The sequence below is a fragment of the Mesorhizobium bavaricum genome (assembly GCF_056781655.1).
Window position 1 is genome coordinate 4,450,925 of sequence record NZ_CM165566.1, and the last position, 14,700, is coordinate 4,465,624.

The following is a 14,700-nucleotide window of genomic DNA, read 5'->3' on the forward strand; positions in this document are numbered from 1 at the left end:
AATTCCAGGAAAAGTGCGTAGCGGTTTTCCGTTCGGAATTGCGACAGGCAAATCGAGCAATTCCAGGAAAAGGCCGTAGCGGTTTTTCCGTTCGGAATTGCGCCAAAAGCTTGGAGGCGCGGAACTGGCCATCGAGGCAGGTTGAGCCATCCCCGACAGTTCCGCTATCGTCATCTGCGGCATCGTCTTGGGGCGCCGGTGGAGGAAACGAAAATGAGCCAGGACGTCCCGACTTTGTACGAATGGACTGGCGGCGCCGAGGCGCTGAACCGCCTGACGGAAACCTTCTACGACAAGGTGCTTCAGGACCCGGTCGTCGGGCCGGTGTTCAGGACCATGTCGCCGGACCATCCCGCCCATGTTGCTGCGTTCATCGGCGAGGTTTTCGGAGGGCCGAAAACCTATAGCGAAAAATTCGGCGGCCACCGTGAGATGGTCATGCATCACCTGGGCAAGCATCTGAACGAGGAGCAGCGCCGCCGCTGGATCAATCTCCTGGCCGATGCCGCCGACGCGGTCGGACTGCCCGACGATCCTGAATTCCGCTCGGCCTTTATGGGCTATGTTGAATGGGGATCGCGGCTGGCCAAGATGAATTCCAATCTCGGTGAGACCTGCGACCCGGAGACGGAGCCGATGCCGGCCTGGGGCTGGGGCGTGCCGGGCGGGCCGTATCGGCCACCGGAAACCAAGTAGCCTTCAGTCGCCACGGGAGGTGTCGGGCTGATGCCGGAAGATACGAAGATCGTGCGCTGGCACGAGTGGGATGGACCCGGCCTGGAACATCTGGCGCTGCGGCAGCGGGCAGGGGAAGTTTTGGCCAACTCCGTCGTCATCTGCTCCGGTGAAACGCCTTTTGCCGTCCGCTATCGCATCGCCTGCGGCGCGAACTGGCGCGCAAGGAGTGTCATGGTCGACATGATCGGCAGTGGCCAGACACTTGCTCTTGTCGCCGATGGCGAAGGTCGCTGGACCAGGGACGGCCTGCCGATGCCCGAGCTCGACGGCGTCCTCGATCCGGATCTCACGGTCACGCCGTTCACCAACACCCTGCCAATCCGGCGATTGCGGCTTTCCACCGGACAAAGTGCCGAGATCACTACCGCCTTCATTGAGTTCCCGGCCCTCACTGTCGTGGCCAACCCGCAGCGCTACACCTGCCTCGAACAGGGCAGGCGATATCTCTATGAATCGCGCGCCAGCGACTTCAAGCAGGAGCTTGAGATCGATCGCGACGGTCTGGTTGTCAGCTATCCCGATTTCTGGCGCAGGGGTTAAGGCGCGTTTGCTTGCAAACCGCTCTTTACAGAGCGTGCGGAAGCTTTTAGGAAGCGCCTGCTGCGCCGACATGCGCACGTACGGGCATAGCTCAGTTGGTAGAGCGGCGGTCTCCAAAACCGCAGGTCGTAGGTTCGAGCCCTGCTGCCCGTGCCATTTCCCTCAAGGAAATCAAGCACTTAAAAATTGCCTTGCGAGGCGAGGACGCCGAAACTAGCCTTACACATCTCTTACACAAACTTGCACGCACGCAGGGAGTGTCTGGCGATGGCGGAAAAGCACACGATTCTGGAAGGGAAAGTTCACGTCTATCGGCGCAACGGCAGCCCGATTTGGCAGTGTTCGACGTATCTGAAAGGCAAGGACTGGCGGGTCAGCACCAAGGAAGACAGCTTGGCGAGGGCCAAGGACTGGGCCGAGGACTGGTACTTCGGCCTGAAGGACAAAGGCCGGCGCGGCGAACTGCTGGCTGAGAAGACGTTCAAGGACGCCGCCGACCAGTTCATCACCGAATATGAGGTGCTGACCGACGGGGAGCGAAACGCCCGTTGGGTCCAGGACCACTATCGACGGGTTCGCTCCTATCTGGTGCCATACTTCGGCAACATGGGCCTCTCAACGATCAATGCCGGCACGGTGCAGGAATACCGCATCTCCCGGCTGGCGCCTGCGGAGGGCAAGAAACTTCCCTCGCGCAGCACGCTGCATCATGAGACCGTAACCTTGCGCCTGGTCCTGAAAGCGGCCGTTCGCCATCGCTGGCTGACGCACCTGCCAGATATCTCCCAGCCCTATAAGAAGTCCGCGAAGGTCGTTCACCGGGCTTGGTTTACGCCAGAGGAATACAAACAGCTGTACCAAGCGACGCGGGCGCACGCCCAGGAGGCGCGGGACGTCAGCCACAAAGCCAAGAAGGGCGAGAAAGCCCACCGGGTGTGGCTGGCCGAACAGCTGCACGACAAAATCCTGTTTTTGACGAACACCGGCCTTAGGCCGGACGAGGCCAACTGGCTCGAGTACCGGGATGTGGAGGTCGTCAAGGACGAGGCGACGGGCCAAAAGATCCTGGAGATCCAGGTGCGCGGTAAGCGCGGGGTAGGGTACTGCAAAAGCACCTCCGGCGCCGTCTTCCCTTTCCAGCGGATGGTGGCCCGGAACAAGCCGAAGCCCACAGATCGGTTGTTTCCAGTCGACCATAAAAAGCAGTTCAACGGCCTCCTCGATAAGATCGGCCTCAAACTCGACCGCGAGGGCAACCGGCGAACACTGTATTCCCTCCGGCACAGCTACATCAGCTTTCGATTGCTTGAAGGCGCCGACATCTATCAGGTCGCCAAAAACTGCCGGACAAGCGTCGAGATGATCGAGAAGCACTATGCCGTGCACCTCAAAAACCGCCTGGATGCGGCAGCTATCAACGTGCGCAAGCCTAGGCCGGCTCAGAAGGCGAAGGCAGAGAGGCCCGAACGAATTGAGGATTAGGGCACTCGCCAGGTAGCCGCTTGAGAGGACGAACGTGAAAGATTGGAGCCATGTAAACAGCGCACTTACGCATCGCCCAATGTGTACGCATTGGACGAAAATTTGCGATGCGTTGCTCGGTTTTCTAACCGCTGGCGAAACGCCAATCGGAGAAAACCGGCAAGTGCGCCAGGGGCAAGCCCCTTGGAACCCCGCTGCGCACCTGGAGCAGCTTTTCATCTTGACTGTGCACCGCAGCCCGACAAAGTGCGGATAGGCAGGGTGACCGGTGGCGATCTTCCATCTGCACGTCAAAAACATCAGTCGCGGGGACGGCCGTTCGGTTGTCGCTGCCGCCGCTTATCGGGCAGGCGAAACGCTGCCGAACGACGCCGAAGAACGTGAGAGCGCGTTTGGCGGCCGGCGCGACGTTGTCCATGCCGAGATCCGGATACCGGCTGGAGCTCCTGTTTGGATGGGTGACCGTGCCAAGCTTTGGAATGCCGTCGAAGCGGCCGAGAAGCGCAAGGACGCGCGGCTTGCCAAGGAAATCGAATTTGCACTGCCGCGTGAAGTCGCTCCGGCGATTTGGCTGGAGCTGACTGGCACCATGGCCGATGCGTACACGCGTCAAGGTTATGTCGTGGATTTGGCGATTCACGAGGACGGCAGCAACAACAATCCTCATGCCCACATGTTGCTGACAACGCGTCGGATTACGGCGAGCGGTTTCGCTGAAAAGATCCGGGAGGCCGACGGGCTTCGCTTCGTGACCGAGGCGCGTGCCAGGTGGGCCAAAATTGCCAACGCCAGCTTCGCCAGCGCCGGCCTCGATGCCCGCATTGATGCCCGCAGCCAAGCCTCCATCGGTTCGGCTCAGCGCGCAGGCCGGCACATGGGTGCCGATCGCCGGGCGCGGCGGTCACGCCGGGCGCACATCGACGTAGAACGCATAGCCACGGTCCGACAGGAGCTGAGAATGCCCAACCCGCTTGCAGAACTATATCCCCACCTATCCCTGAGACGCGACTGGCCGCCGGAAAGCCGCGAACCGGCGCCGGATATGAGTGAGCACGAACGGAACGAATTCTGGCTCTATTGGCAGTCGCGCGATCACGAGCAGGGCGACCCTGTTGCCGAGCGCGATCTGCCCGTCCTGAATCCCGAAGGTGACTTGATCCCGTCGCATGAACTGGAGGCGGCGCAGGACAGGATGATTACCGAGGTCGAGCAGCCGGCCGAGCGCTATCCGCTACCAAACGATCGGGAGCTTGCTGCCGAGACCGACAGGGCGTGGTGGGTGAGCACGCAGCATCATCGGCAGCCGGAAAGCGAACATGATGCGCCTGAACTGGATCGCGATGCCTGGTGGCGGAGCCGGTGATCGGCGACGGGAAGGCGTGCCACGCAACCTAGGAACGGAGTTCCCCGTGAACTTAGTTTACCGTGTCTTTTGGAATGCGCTTGGCGGGCAGCGCGCCAGCCAGCATGTCGCCTCGCACGCGGGTCGCGGTATCGCTGGGTGGCAACCCTTCTCTATAGGTTCCCAGTTTCCGACGACGGTGCAGCATGTATGCATAGTAGGGTCGTTTGACCATGTGAAACCAGAACCATCCTGGCCAATCTCTCCACGGGCGGCGCTTTGCTAGCGCAAGTTCGTAGTCTAACCTTCTCATCCAAAACGGCCGCATCGTAGGAGTAGGACATTATTCCTATTCCCTGTCAAAGGAAATTGCGATGGCGAAGGATCTCGATCCGGAAGCAGACATGCAGAAGCTGACCACGCGGATGGTTCAGCTCAACCGCCAGTTCGACGAGCTTTTTGAGCGGTGCTTTGAGCGGCCTGACCTCGCCTATGAGAAGTGGGTGAAGTCCGCCCTAAACGATGCGCATTCGTATGAGCTCCTGAAGAACCACCTCTTCTCGCTTGGCGAGATGCCGCGGGATGAGACAAGAAAGGAGAACGCCATAGACGCCAGCTTACGGCTCCCGGCCATATTTCAGGAATATCGTGGTGTTCGCGACCAATTGGATGAGATGCGCACCGTTAACCCCGTGCATTTCGATGGCAAGCAGCGCGAGATGCGAGCCGACCCGGATCCGTGGTGGGTCAAGCGAAAACCTGAATCGCCTGAGCCCGATGACCGAGAGCAAGAGAAAAACTTAAGCCGACAATGGCTGTGGGATCGCTAGGCCCGCAAAGATCAATCGGCTTTTTTGCGAGAAAGCGTTTTCAGGTGGCTACCGCCGTGGCCGCCAAATACCTGACGGCCAAGGGCCTCTTCGACGAAAAAGGAACCGGAGTCAGACCGTTCTCATGCGTTGCGGCTGGCTGGTGACACGGTCTCGGCAGGTTTGCCCGAGATACCAGGGCACGAGCTTGGCCTGGATCGGGCGGACGCCGCGCGCAAAGACAAGGCCGGTACGGGTCTGATCCGTGGCGGTGCCACTGAGCAGCTCCGTCAGTTCGTCCGGCGTCAGAAGGGCACGGCCCGAATAGGCGATGCCTTGATTGACCGAGCCCGTTCCTGCACCGTTGCCACTGAAAATCGGGCCGGTCGAGGCGCTATTGCTGGTCCCTGCTGTCCGGTAACCCCGCGTCTGGTCGCCGAGGAAGTCCGAGATCATCGATGCGGTAAAGTGCTCGTCCGTTCCGAAGAACGTTTTCACCGATGTGTTGAAGAACGTCTTCCACCCGCCGGGGTAATGTTCTTCCAACGTGGGGACGTCCTGAAGGAAGAACCAGAGGCGGACGCCGGCGCCGGCATGTGTTCGGATTGCGTCGCGGAAGCGCGGGAAGGGGCCGAGGCTCAGGAACTCGTCCAGGATGAACAGGACGGGTATCTCAGGGATGGTTTCATTCTGGAGCATCGCCTCAAGGGCCGTGGTCAGCGTTATTTTCAGGAACGCGGCATACGCCGACATCTTGTGGAACGGGACGGTGATGTAGACGGTCGCCGGCTCGTCCTTCAGCGAACGGAAATCGAATGAAGCCACCGAGGTGGCGCGATGGAGTCCCGGGTCGTCCCAAAGGGCAAACTCGGTATTGATGGTATCCCGCAGGTTCGGAATGGCCTTGCTGCGGTCCTTCCCAAGGACAATGTTGGCGGCGTTTGCAATCGCAGGATTGCGCGAGTCCCCCATGGTTTTGATGGCCTCGGTGAAAAGATCGAGAGGAGCGGCCGTGATACGCCGCACCTCGGCCATGTTGCGATGGCCCGGCGGCGCTGCCTCGGTGACGAACATGATAATGGCAGTCAGGACTGAGATGGCATCCTTGCGGAAGAAGTCCGGCGCGTGCGGATCCGGCGGCATGATCAGGTCGGCAAGCGCCTGGGCATCCGAAAATGATGCGATGCCGTCGAGAGGGTTGTAGGCGTCAGTTTCGGACTGAAAAGGTGAAAGACGATAGACCGGCCCGACGTTCTTCCGGCGCCAAGCCGCCGTTTGGGCGTAGAGCTCGCCCTTGGGGTCGAGCACAACGCACGAGCCCTTGTAGCGGACCAGGTTGGGGATGATCGTCGTCGTCGATTTGCCTGAGCGTGTGGGCGCCACGGTCAGGAGATGGCCTTCGCCATCCCAGTGAAGTTGGCCGGCGACCACGCCGCCGAGGGCGGGGTCCTCGAAGACTCCTAGCAAAATAGAAGAGGGACTGTCGAATTTTGCAGTCGGATGCAGCAAGCCCGCGTTTGAGAGCTCCGAGGCATCAGCCCAGCGCGCCGAACCGTGCAGGGGAGGTGGGTTGGCAACCGCCTCATCGACGCGCCGTTTCTCCTCGCGCTGCTCGTTTTCCATTTGTTTGCGCGCCCGATGTTGGGCGAACATGTTGCCGATGGCGGTGGCTATTTTGAGTCCAGTTGAAAAACCTTCTCCCGCACCCCCTTTGCGAGACGATCCGAACGGCTCGACTCCCTTCAGGGGATCGAAATCCTTGAACCAATCTGGCATACCCCAGCCCCCCCGCGAGACTGGATGATGTAACACCAGGAAACATCTGGCAGAAACCCCTTTAGAAGGGGCGAGATGAATTTTTCTTGAGTGTTTGCAAACGGATTTCCTGCGAAGAGAATGGCTGAAATGCGCTGGAGCGAAAGCTCACGGGCCAGCATGCGGAAGCATCCTTTCTAATCAAGACAGCAGAACTGCTGTTGCAGAGGCCTCCGGAAGCGGAGGCAAGAAGCTAAAGAGGGGGATGAACATCCCCTTGCCTCTTCAGTAGGCGAACGCCTTTTCCCGTTTTTTGTAGCTGTCCTTGTCTCCGGCCGCACCAGCCGAACAAACCGGTGCGGGATGAGCGATAGGGAAGCCGTCATTTCCGGCCCAATCCTCGCTGTAACACGGGTCGCGAGCCGCATGATTTCGCAAGAGGACGAAGGACAAGACATGGACAGCCAGCGCGCACTCGAACTTCTTCACGACCAATCCCGGTCTTTGAAAAAAGCCATCGGCGATATCGAGTACGAGATTAAAAACTGGCTTGCCCGGATGGAGGCGGACTCCCGCCCCAATGGCATCATTTCGTTCCTTTAGGACCGTTACGGCATTCAACGGCATCACATGTATCAACTCGGCAAGGTGGAAGGGCAGATCGAGGATTTGGAGCGCCGCGTCCAAGGCCGTAAGGAGAGTGAACGGATGCAATCCCCTTCGTCGAACGGGGAGCGTCGTAGTCCCGCCGAGAACCAGCTGGATTGGCTTTCCAAAGTCGGAACGCTGGTTCATCGATCCGACGCAATACCGGAGCGCGCCGAAAACCACCTGGATTGGCTTGATCCGGTGCGCCACGAGCCGGCCGAGGGCGTGGATGACCGCGGGCGGGACGAGCCCGCCCGCAATCAGAGGTAGCACTTGCGGGATTCGGGGAGCCGCCCCATGATGAATGTATGACCAAGGTATATAGAGGCTCTGTTTTCGGTATCCGTGAACTCACGGAAGAGCAGCGCGCGAAAGCCCGCAAGGATCTGGAATTGCTCGAAAAGGAACTTATCCGGTGCCGGAAGCGCCTTGACTACTGGACCCTCCGCAAAACGCAGGCGGAAACCATCCCCGGAATACCGGAAGATCTGCGCCAAAGTACGTTCTACTTTCATGCCCGAGCCCAGGAGCAAGTGAATTCCACGGAAAAGGTCCGAGCCTATCTGATTGCGGAACTGCAGGACCAGCCGGAGCACCTGCCCGCCTACCACTACGAACACTAAGCGGAAAAAAGGACGGCAATTTTCGGCGATGTGGTGACGTTCCCAGACAAGAAACGGGGCCTGTCTTAGCATAAGCTTTGAGTTCGCTTGAACACAGCGCTTTGGTGCGTGATTGTCGGAAACCACCCAGCGACGCGAGAAACCCATGAAGCGTGTGGAAAAGGCACAGCCTTTCGTGCCGACCGAAGTTCATGTCGGCACGGTCACGGACGAGAAAGGCACCCTTGGCATTCTCTCGATCCGGACAACTGAAGGCCTCCTCGATATCGCGCTGGACCGGCAAGCCGCCGACACCATCATGAAGGCGATCGGCAAGATCCGGGCAAAACTGGAACATATTGAAAGCTAAAAATATGCCCGGCCGGAAGCCGCGCTGAGACGTTTGGGAACACCGACCAGCGGTCGGCGTGCCTAACTTGCGATGCCGTCATGACCGCCGGATGTAGGCCATACTTGCCTGTCGCCAAGCATCAAGCGGTAGCCATCGACCAAGCAACCCAAGACGGCTAATGCCTCGGCCGCCGAATAGAAAGTGACAACAGTTATGGCGCGACCACCGTCAATGCGCACGAGGCGGTAGGCGTCACTTTGCGCGTGCTGTACGTCCACCAACGATCAATCGCTCCCCCAGGAAAAGCACGTTTACCTGTCATTCATGACAGTTCCGTGAGAGGGACCGAGCAGGCATGCTCTCCTACCGGACACAAACCTGGCGCGTCACTTCGCAAGGCCGCCGGTTGCGCTGATAGCACTCGGAAAGTGCCATTTTTTCGGCGTCCTCGATCGTCGCTTCCAACTGCAGTTCATAGCGCGACCGCTTCGTCGCCGGAATGACCCGCGCCACGGCCGCACAGGTGTTACGGAACACCTGTTTCACCTCGCATTGGCTTCCGCCACTGAATTGGCGGCATTCGGCCAGAGCCGCGTCAGTCGCAGCCTCCAGGGTCGCGAAGCTCCGGTTCGTCAGAATGACGATGCCGTTTCCAGCGGCAGCAAATGCGCCGTAACCGCCTTGCGCCGTGGCCGGCGCTTCGCGGACGGCCGGCACGGCGGATTGCTCCTGGCTTGCGGGTTCGCCGTTGGTGAGATTGGCGATCTGATCCTTGAAGGTCTGGATTTGCCTGTCGAGGTCGACCCGGGCCGTGTCCCGGTCGGCGATCTGTCCCTTCAGATCGAGGTTCATCTGCCGAAGCTCGTCATTCCGCCGGACCATCTCGTCCCGATCGGCGGTCATCGTGGCCAGCTGTTCGGTAAGGGAGGCGATTTGATGCTGCGTGTCGGCTTCCGGAGCCGCGGGGTGTGTTCCAGCCTCAGGGGTTTTCCGCTGGGCAAGACGCGCCGTCAGCGCCGTGCGGTCGGCGTTGGCCGCATCGAGCTTCAGGAGCAGGTCCTGCACCTGCCTGCGGGCCTGGTCGCGCTCGGTGAGCGCGTTAGAAAGGCTCACGGTGCCGCTGGAGGTCTGCTGGGCGAGGGCCTTGCGGTCGTCGGCAAGGCGCGCTTCCGCCGCCTTTACCGCCTGCTCGCGAGCCTCAAGCTGTCCAATGCGCGTGGTGGATTCTGGGTCACCGAACCACGCTTCCTGGGTGTCGGCCACCCAGTTCCAGGAGCTTGACAGCGCCTGGCCTGCTGACGCCTTGGCGTCATTGAACCGGCGATCGAGGCTGTAGAAGTTCACAATGGCAGGCGCCACCACCACCAAGACCAGGCAAATTGCGCCCATGGTCGCCAGCCGCCGGACATTAGCCTTTGTGCGGAAGGCCGTGAGGCCGCGCCGCGTCCTGCGTCCAAGGCCGTAAGCCAAGGAGGCAAGCTGCGCACGCAGAGCGGCCGGCGTAACGTCGCCGGATCCCGGCCCGGCAAGGCCAAGGCCTTTCGTCCCGTCGACGGCCACAACCGAGGCCGGGATAACGGCCGCCTTGGCGGCTTCGTGCGAAATCCCATGAGCGTCCAGGGCTTTCAGGCGCGCTTCTAGGGGCGGGTGCGTCGCGAAGAATTTGCCGAAACCTGCTCCCCGAAACATCAGGTAGCCGTACTGCCGCTCTTCGGCGGTCGGCTTGTCCGCAACGCCATGAACGCGCTTGAGGGCGCGGGCCATGGCATCGGGAGACGTTACGTGCGCTCCGACCGCGTCGGCGTGAAACTCGCGGTTACGCGAAATGCCTTTGGCGACGAGTTCGGAGGCGACGAAGACCGTTTTCCGGACAACCAACCCGCTAACCCAGGCCAGATACGCGTCCCGGCGAGCTTTTGCGCGACTCTTCTTGCCGCGCAATGCCACTTTGACGCCGACCCGCGTCATGATGTTCACCACGGTGACCAGCATGCGCTGAAAGCCTTCCGCGAACTGCATCCGCGCCACGTCGTTATGCAGGATGTGGCCGAGTTCGTGCCCGATAACAGCGTCAAGCTCGTCTCTCTCGAACACGAAGAGCGGTTTGCCGATCACGACCATGGACGATTTCTGGTTCGCGCCCATGGCGAAGGCGTTCATGACGTTGGTGATACCCACGGCCGGCTTGGGCAGGTTGAGCTGTTCGGCGAGGCCATGCACACGTTCCGCCAGCCAGTGGGTGTCTTCGACCGGCATCACCCCGAAACAGGTGCTGACGTCGCCAGAGGCCCGCGCGATGTAACGGCCGCCAAACATCAGACCAAGAACGGACAAGACCAAGCCAACCAGAACTGACCGATCGGCATAATAGGTTCGCATGAAGTAGTCGAACGGTGCCCATTCCCTGTAGCCGAGCATCAGCGCAACCCAGGTTACCGCGCAGCACGTGAGGATAAGCACCCCGGACAGTTGGAGTGCTGTCGGCATCCAAGAACGGTTGCGTGGCGTCAGATGCTGTTCGGCTCCGGTGGCGCGGGCCGAAAATCCAAGAAACGCACTGAACTGAGGGGCGTGGCGCAACGCGAGCAGCCGGCCAATCCGGATGGCGGTGCGGAACTGGTAAAAGACCAGCACCCCGTCCGCCACCCACACGGTCCAAGAGTACATGGGATACGGCCAGGGGACTAAGGCCCAGGCCAAGGAGAGCGCGGTCGGTTGATAGATGTTGATGGCGAGCCAGCCGAACCGCAGCGCCGTCACAACGAGCACTGTTTTGATGAGCGGACGCAACCGCGTCTCTGACCCGAATATCGCCGTAGCGAGCGTCATGTGCCTGGCCCTCCGTCCATCGTGCCAACGCGGGTCTTGCAGGTCTCGCTCTCGGCGTAGGAGACGAGCCTGGTTTTGAAAGGCCGGGCGCCGCGGGCATAGCTGATGCTCCAGCGCCAGCCGTTGCGTTGCCAGCCTGACAGCGCAAGCGCGACGCTGCGATCTAGGTCGCCAAACAGATCAAATTTATCGGCCATATTCCACCCCAGCCCGACCGACGCGACAGTAGCAACAGCGAAGCCGAATACAATGGGATTTTGAGAAATTGGTTGGGCTAACTTGGGACCAAAGACTCGGGTCCTAAGGTTGTTAGCTCAAGCTAAAACTATCCTGTGGTTATAGATCGTCAATGGTTGTGCGGGGAGGGAATGTTGAACACATTCTGGCTTTTTGAACGGGACAGCAGAACTGCTGGCCTCACGGACTCCGGAAGCGGAGGCAAAAAGCAAAAGGGGGGATGAACATCCCCTTCGCTCTTGTTCGGACGGACGCCATGATTTTCAATATCTTATGGCTGTTTTTTCGTTCGGCGCGTCACCAGGAAATCTCCAGCTCCGGGTATTCCGTGACAATGGGCGGGCGGAACGTACTCCTCTCGATATAGGTGTGGCGCCAGACGTAGTGGAACTCCTCGGAATCGAGCCATTCCTCGAGCGCCTTGGCGGCCTCTGTGTCTGAAAGGTCGAACGCGTACTCCTGGACGACACGGTAGTGGCGATGTCCCTGCTTGGCCGCCTCGTCGATGGCGGCGGCGATCGTCGCTGGCTTGAACAGTGTATCGGCGTACTTCGTCCTCATGCCGGTGGCCATCAGGAAATTGCCTTCTGCGCGTTTCATTAGAAGGCCCTCCCGAGGTAGGTGTCGGTGATTTTCAGGCGGCCATGGCCGAGCTCCGCGGAAATCCTGTGGCGCGCCGCGCGGTCGGCGGCGCGTTCATTTCCGCTCATGTCACCCCAGCGCTTACCGCCTGCCAGCGGGCAGGATTGGCCGGTCAACGTCGCGTAGCGTTGCTGGGCATAGGCATGGCGCAATCCGTGGGTGTTGCGGAGGCCCGCCTTGAGCGTCTGGTACTCGAACCGCTTCAGCTGTTCGACATAGCTCATGTGCGCGGGGATTAGAGAGCCTCGGCCGGGGACAAGGCGCATGACGTGTTCGAGGACCTGTCGCTGCTCGAGCGTGTTAACGGGCACGGTCCGTGCCCGGCCACCTTTCGTCCAACTCGCCTGGAGGGCGATATGATCCGCCCTGACGGCCGCTTGCGGCTGGAACTTCATCGCTTCTTCGCGCCGCAGGCCAAACGCCGCCTGAAGCAGAACGGAGGCCTTGATATGCGGGCACTCGATCTTGCCATGCTTGGCGTGGTCGAGGGTCTGCGCGCGGTTGCGCGCGACTTCGCTACGTTCGGCGACGCCGTACGCGGCGTTGTCGCGGTTGACGACATTACATTTGTTGATCTTCTCCGCCCACCAGCGCAGCCAGGTGAGGCGGTTGCGGACACTGGCGTCCGAGGTGTCGGAATCGAGCCATCTTTCGACGAGGGCCTCGACGTGCTTGGGTTTGAGGGAACCGGCGGACGGCAGCTTGTAGCCGAGGTCCGCGAGGTCATTTGCCATTGCGGACAGGCCGCGCCGGCGGTTGTTTTGCGTGCCGTAAGAGCCGTCCCTGTTGCGTTGGCACAGCCGCACCAGGTCCATGGTCAGATCGTCCATCTTGCTCGCTTCCTTAAGGTGAGTGTTGATGGCCGATGCACGTCCGTAGATCGTGGCACCCCGCGAAGGTCATTCGCGGCATGGCCGGAATGCGTAGTCTTCCTTACGGTACGAGCCTCCCGGGCCAGCCGGGTGGCTGGCCGATATGGTTTGCCCTGTTGGGCATCCGGTTACCGAGAGGTCGAAACCGGAGGTGTGGCCGCCGCGGCGGCGCACGAATGAGATAAGCAGGCATTCTGCTCTCCTTTGGTTGGGGAAAAGGTCGGGTGAGATGGATAAGGCTTTAGTTGCCCGGCGAGACAGTGATGGTGTTGCCTGCTGATGGCCAGCGCGTTGCATCAGAAATGATCGACGAAGCGCAGCGTCATTTGGGCGTCATGCGGGAACGTTTGCGCAAACCCGGCATCCACCGAGGCTTTGGCGGCGGTCTGTCACTCCCCAATACATTGGCGAGTGACAGACCGCCGGCCGCCCGCCATGTCGGACATTCCCATGTCCGACATGGCTCGGTACGCCCCCTCCGCGTTCCTGGCCAATGGCATTGGCCCGGCACCCGGATTGGCGTCGGCACGGCAAGCGGAGGCCCTGTTCAGGGCCAAGCCCTTGCGGTCGTCTTGGCGGCAGTGGCAGCACCCTTGTCGCAGGTGGATCGCCCGCGCCTCGACATGGCATGGGTGGTCGGCCGCCGGCGGCGGTTTCGTCGTCTTTCTCCCCTTTGTGCCGGTCACAGCTCAAAGCGGCCGGAAATGGGTCGTGTGTGCACCCGGCGTGCCGTCCTGCAAGGCATCCAACCGTCTCCCAGTGGGACCCTCGGTTGGACCCTCCGTTGCAGGCCGGCTGAATCGCCCGGCGCCTTGGTCACCCGACCGGCCGCAATGACGTGGCCGGGGTAACAAAGGAGAAAGACTATGACGAAAACCACCACCACCAAACGGCCGACCCACACCGTTTTCGTTGTCGAGGGCGAGGGCGATAAGACCACCTGGACCGAAATCGGCGCACTGTGGAGCCACGATGACCGCAAGGGCTTCAACCTTAACCTGAAGGCGCTGCCGCTCAGCGGACGCCTGGTCATCCGCGAACGCAAGGCCAAGGAAAGCGTGGGGGCATGAGCCCCCACCGCTTCCGCGGTGCGGACGGCCTTGCCGGCGATGCGTTTGCCGGCAGAAGTGAAGCCGATAGAGAGGAATTGGTGCGATGAGCCGGTTCATTTCTATCCAGCGCCTGGGACCCGTCCCGGCAGCGGCTGCCGCCACGAGTCCCCGCAACAGCGTACTCCACGGCGACTGCATCGACGTCATGGCCGGCCTTCCTGCCGAATGTGTCGACTTCATCCTCACGGATCCGCCGTACCTGTGCCGCTACCGTGACCGTACCGGCCGCACGGTGGCCAACGACAATAACTCGCATTGGCTGAAGCCGGCCTTTGCCGAAGCCTATCGCGTGCTGCGGCCAGACAGCTTGTGCGTCAGCTTCTACGGCTGGAACGCTGCCGACCAGTTTATCGAAGCGTGGCGCGCGGCGGGATTCCGCATTGTCGGCCATCTCGTCTTCAGCAAAAGCTATGCCTCCTCGACGCGGTTCGTGGCCGCGCATCACGAGTCCGCCTACATCCTTGCCAAGGGACAGCCTCCCCTGCCGACGGAGGCGGTTCCCGACGTATTGCCGTGGCAATACACCGGCAATCGCCTCCATCCCACGGAAAAGCCCGTAGCGCCGCTGCGGCGGCTGGTGAAGGCGTTCTGCCCTGCGGGTGGCTTGGTACTCGACCCGTTTTGCGGGTCGGGTTCCACGCTTGTTGCTGCGCAGGACTGCGGCCGCAACTGGCTGGGCATCGAGTTGGATGCCCGCCATGGCGAAACGGCATCTCGGCGGCTAGAGCGCTAGCTGCTAG

The 14,700-nt window shown here is 61.0% G+C and carries 15 protein-coding genes and 1 tRNA gene; 10 read left to right on the top strand and 6 right to left on the bottom strand.

Annotated elements, in window-relative coordinates; all coding sequences use genetic code 11:
• Positions 1-213 precede the first annotated feature (213 nt).
• From AC1RZR_RS21825 to AC1RZR_RS21850, 6 genes are all read left to right on the top strand, one after another.
• Positions 214-696 (top strand): group II truncated hemoglobin, encoded by a 483-nt coding sequence (locus tag AC1RZR_RS21825; RefSeq protein WP_477275041.1) that lies wholly within the window; start codon positions 214-216, stop codon positions 694-696.
• 30 nt (positions 697-726) lie between these two features.
• Positions 727-1,278, top strand: a complete 552-nt coding sequence (locus tag AC1RZR_RS21830) for a putative glycolipid-binding domain-containing protein (RefSeq protein WP_481825940.1) — start codon at positions 727-729, stop codon at positions 1,276-1,278.
• An 80-nt stretch (positions 1,279-1,358) separates the two neighbouring features.
• A tRNA-Trp gene (locus AC1RZR_RS21835) sits at positions 1,359-1,434 on the top strand.
• A 111-nt stretch (positions 1,435-1,545) separates the two neighbouring features.
• Positions 1,546-2,760 carry a site-specific integrase gene (locus AC1RZR_RS21840; protein ID WP_481825941.1) on the top strand — a complete coding sequence of 405 codons (1,215 nt, stop codon included), beginning with the start codon at positions 1,546-1,548 and terminating at the stop codon, positions 2,758-2,760.
• A 268-nt stretch (positions 2,761-3,028) separates the two neighbouring features.
• A complete protein-coding gene (locus tag AC1RZR_RS21845) occupies positions 3,029-4,123 on the top strand; it encodes a MobA/MobL family protein (RefSeq protein WP_481825942.1) in 1,095 nt (364 codons plus the stop codon).
• 353 nt (positions 4,124-4,476) lie between these two features.
• The gene (locus AC1RZR_RS21850) at positions 4,477-4,932 is read left to right on the top strand and encodes a hypothetical protein (RefSeq protein ID WP_481825943.1); all 456 of its coding nucleotides are present in this window, start codon (positions 4,477-4,479) and stop codon (positions 4,930-4,932) included.
• Positions 4,933-5,043: 111 nt separating this feature from the next.
• Here AC1RZR_RS21850 and AC1RZR_RS21855 read toward each other — a convergent pair whose 3' ends face one another.
• Positions 5,044-6,687 carry a type IV secretory system conjugative DNA transfer family protein gene (locus tag AC1RZR_RS21855; RefSeq protein ID WP_481825944.1) on the bottom strand — a complete coding sequence of 548 codons (1,644 nt, stop codon included), beginning with the start codon at positions 6,685-6,687 and terminating at the stop codon, positions 5,044-5,046.
• Positions 6,688-6,951: 264 nt separating this feature from the next.
• Positions 6,952-7,587: a hypothetical protein gene (locus AC1RZR_RS21860; protein ID WP_481825945.1), complete on the bottom strand. Its 636-nt coding sequence runs from the start codon at positions 7,585-7,587 to the stop codon at positions 6,952-6,954.
• Positions 7,588-7,622: 35 nt separating this feature from the next.
• Between AC1RZR_RS21860 and AC1RZR_RS21865 the strand changes: the two genes are divergently transcribed.
• Both AC1RZR_RS21865 and AC1RZR_RS21870 read left to right on the top strand, forming a co-directional pair.
• Positions 7,623-7,937, top strand: a complete 315-nt coding sequence (locus tag AC1RZR_RS21865) for a hypothetical protein (protein WP_481825946.1) — start codon at positions 7,623-7,625, stop codon at positions 7,935-7,937.
• Between the two features lie 145 nt (positions 7,938-8,082).
• Complete coding sequence (locus AC1RZR_RS21870) at positions 8,083-8,286, top strand: hypothetical protein (protein WP_481825947.1); 204 nt, start codon at positions 8,083-8,085, stop codon at positions 8,284-8,286.
• Positions 8,287-8,631: 345 nt separating this feature from the next.
• Here the strand turns inward: AC1RZR_RS21870 and AC1RZR_RS21875 are convergent, their stop codons facing one another.
• From AC1RZR_RS21875 to AC1RZR_RS21890, 4 genes are all read right to left on the bottom strand, one after another.
• The gene (locus AC1RZR_RS21875; RefSeq protein WP_481825948.1) at positions 8,632-11,097 is read right to left on the bottom strand and encodes a M48 family metalloprotease; all 2,466 of its coding nucleotides are present in this window, start codon (positions 11,095-11,097) and stop codon (positions 8,632-8,634) included.
• The gene (locus AC1RZR_RS21880) at positions 11,094-11,294 is read right to left on the bottom strand and encodes a hypothetical protein (RefSeq protein ID WP_481825949.1); all 201 of its coding nucleotides are present in this window, start codon (positions 11,292-11,294) and stop codon (positions 11,094-11,096) included. Before AC1RZR_RS21880 ends, AC1RZR_RS21875 begins: the two co-directional genes overlap by 4 nt.
• Positions 11,295-11,631: 337 nt before the next feature.
• Positions 11,632-11,934, bottom strand: a complete 303-nt coding sequence (locus AC1RZR_RS21885; protein ID WP_477249723.1) for a hypothetical protein — start codon at positions 11,932-11,934, stop codon at positions 11,632-11,634.
• Positions 11,934-12,806: a phage integrase N-terminal domain-containing protein gene (locus AC1RZR_RS21890; protein WP_481825950.1), complete on the bottom strand. Its 873-nt coding sequence runs from the start codon at positions 12,804-12,806 to the stop codon at positions 11,934-11,936. The genes AC1RZR_RS21885 and AC1RZR_RS21890 overlap by 1 nt, the downstream gene beginning before the upstream one ends.
• A 908-nt stretch (positions 12,807-13,714) precedes the next feature.
• Between AC1RZR_RS21890 and AC1RZR_RS21895 the strand changes: the two genes are divergently transcribed.
• On the top strand, positions 13,715-13,918 hold the full coding sequence (locus tag AC1RZR_RS21895) for a hypothetical protein (RefSeq protein ID WP_063172270.1): 204 nt from the start codon (positions 13,715-13,717) through the stop codon (positions 13,916-13,918).
• A gap of 85 nt (positions 13,919-14,003) precedes the next feature.
• Entirely contained in the window at positions 14,004-14,693 is a 690-nt protein-coding gene (locus tag AC1RZR_RS21900) for a DNA methyltransferase (RefSeq protein WP_481825951.1), read from the top strand.
• Positions 14,694-14,700 lie beyond the last annotated feature (7 nt).

Bases quoted from the DNA above. Each gene is read 5' to 3' on its own strand.
- AC1RZR_RS21855 (WP_481825944.1), bottom strand. From the start codon at position 6,687: ATGCCAGATTGGTTCAAGGATTTCGATCCCCTGAAGGGAGTCGAGCCG.
- AC1RZR_RS21885 (WP_477249723.1), bottom strand. From the start codon at position 11,934: ATGAAACGCGCAGAAGGCAATTTCCTGATGGCCACCGGCATGAGGACG.
- AC1RZR_RS21850 (WP_481825943.1), top strand. From the start codon at position 4,477: ATGGCGAAGGATCTCGATCCGGAAGCAGACATGCAGAAGCTGACCACG.
- AC1RZR_RS21890 (WP_481825950.1), bottom strand. From the start codon at position 12,806: ATGGACGATCTGACCATGGACCTGGTGCGGCTGTGCCAACGCAACAGG.
- AC1RZR_RS21895 (WP_063172270.1), top strand. From the start codon at position 13,715: ATGACGAAAACCACCACCACCAAACGGCCGACCCACACCGTTTTCGTT.
- AC1RZR_RS21870 (WP_481825947.1), top strand. From the start codon at position 8,083: ATGAAGCGTGTGGAAAAGGCACAGCCTTTCGTGCCGACCGAAGTTCAT.
- AC1RZR_RS21865 (WP_481825946.1), top strand. From the start codon at position 7,623: ATGACCAAGGTATATAGAGGCTCTGTTTTCGGTATCCGTGAACTCACG.
- AC1RZR_RS21825 (WP_477275041.1), top strand. From the start codon at position 214: ATGAGCCAGGACGTCCCGACTTTGTACGAATGGACTGGCGGCGCCGAG.
- AC1RZR_RS21840 (WP_481825941.1), top strand. From the start codon at position 1,546: ATGGCGGAAAAGCACACGATTCTGGAAGGGAAAGTTCACGTCTATCGG.
- AC1RZR_RS21900 (WP_481825951.1), top strand. From the start codon at position 14,004: ATGAGCCGGTTCATTTCTATCCAGCGCCTGGGACCCGTCCCGGCAGCG.
- AC1RZR_RS21880 (WP_481825949.1), bottom strand. From the start codon at position 11,294: ATGGCCGATAAATTTGATCTGTTTGGCGACCTAGATCGCAGCGTCGCG.
- AC1RZR_RS21875 (WP_481825948.1), bottom strand. From the start codon at position 11,097: ATGACGCTCGCTACGGCGATATTCGGGTCAGAGACGCGGTTGCGTCCG.
- AC1RZR_RS21830 (WP_481825940.1), top strand. From the start codon at position 727: ATGCCGGAAGATACGAAGATCGTGCGCTGGCACGAGTGGGATGGACCC.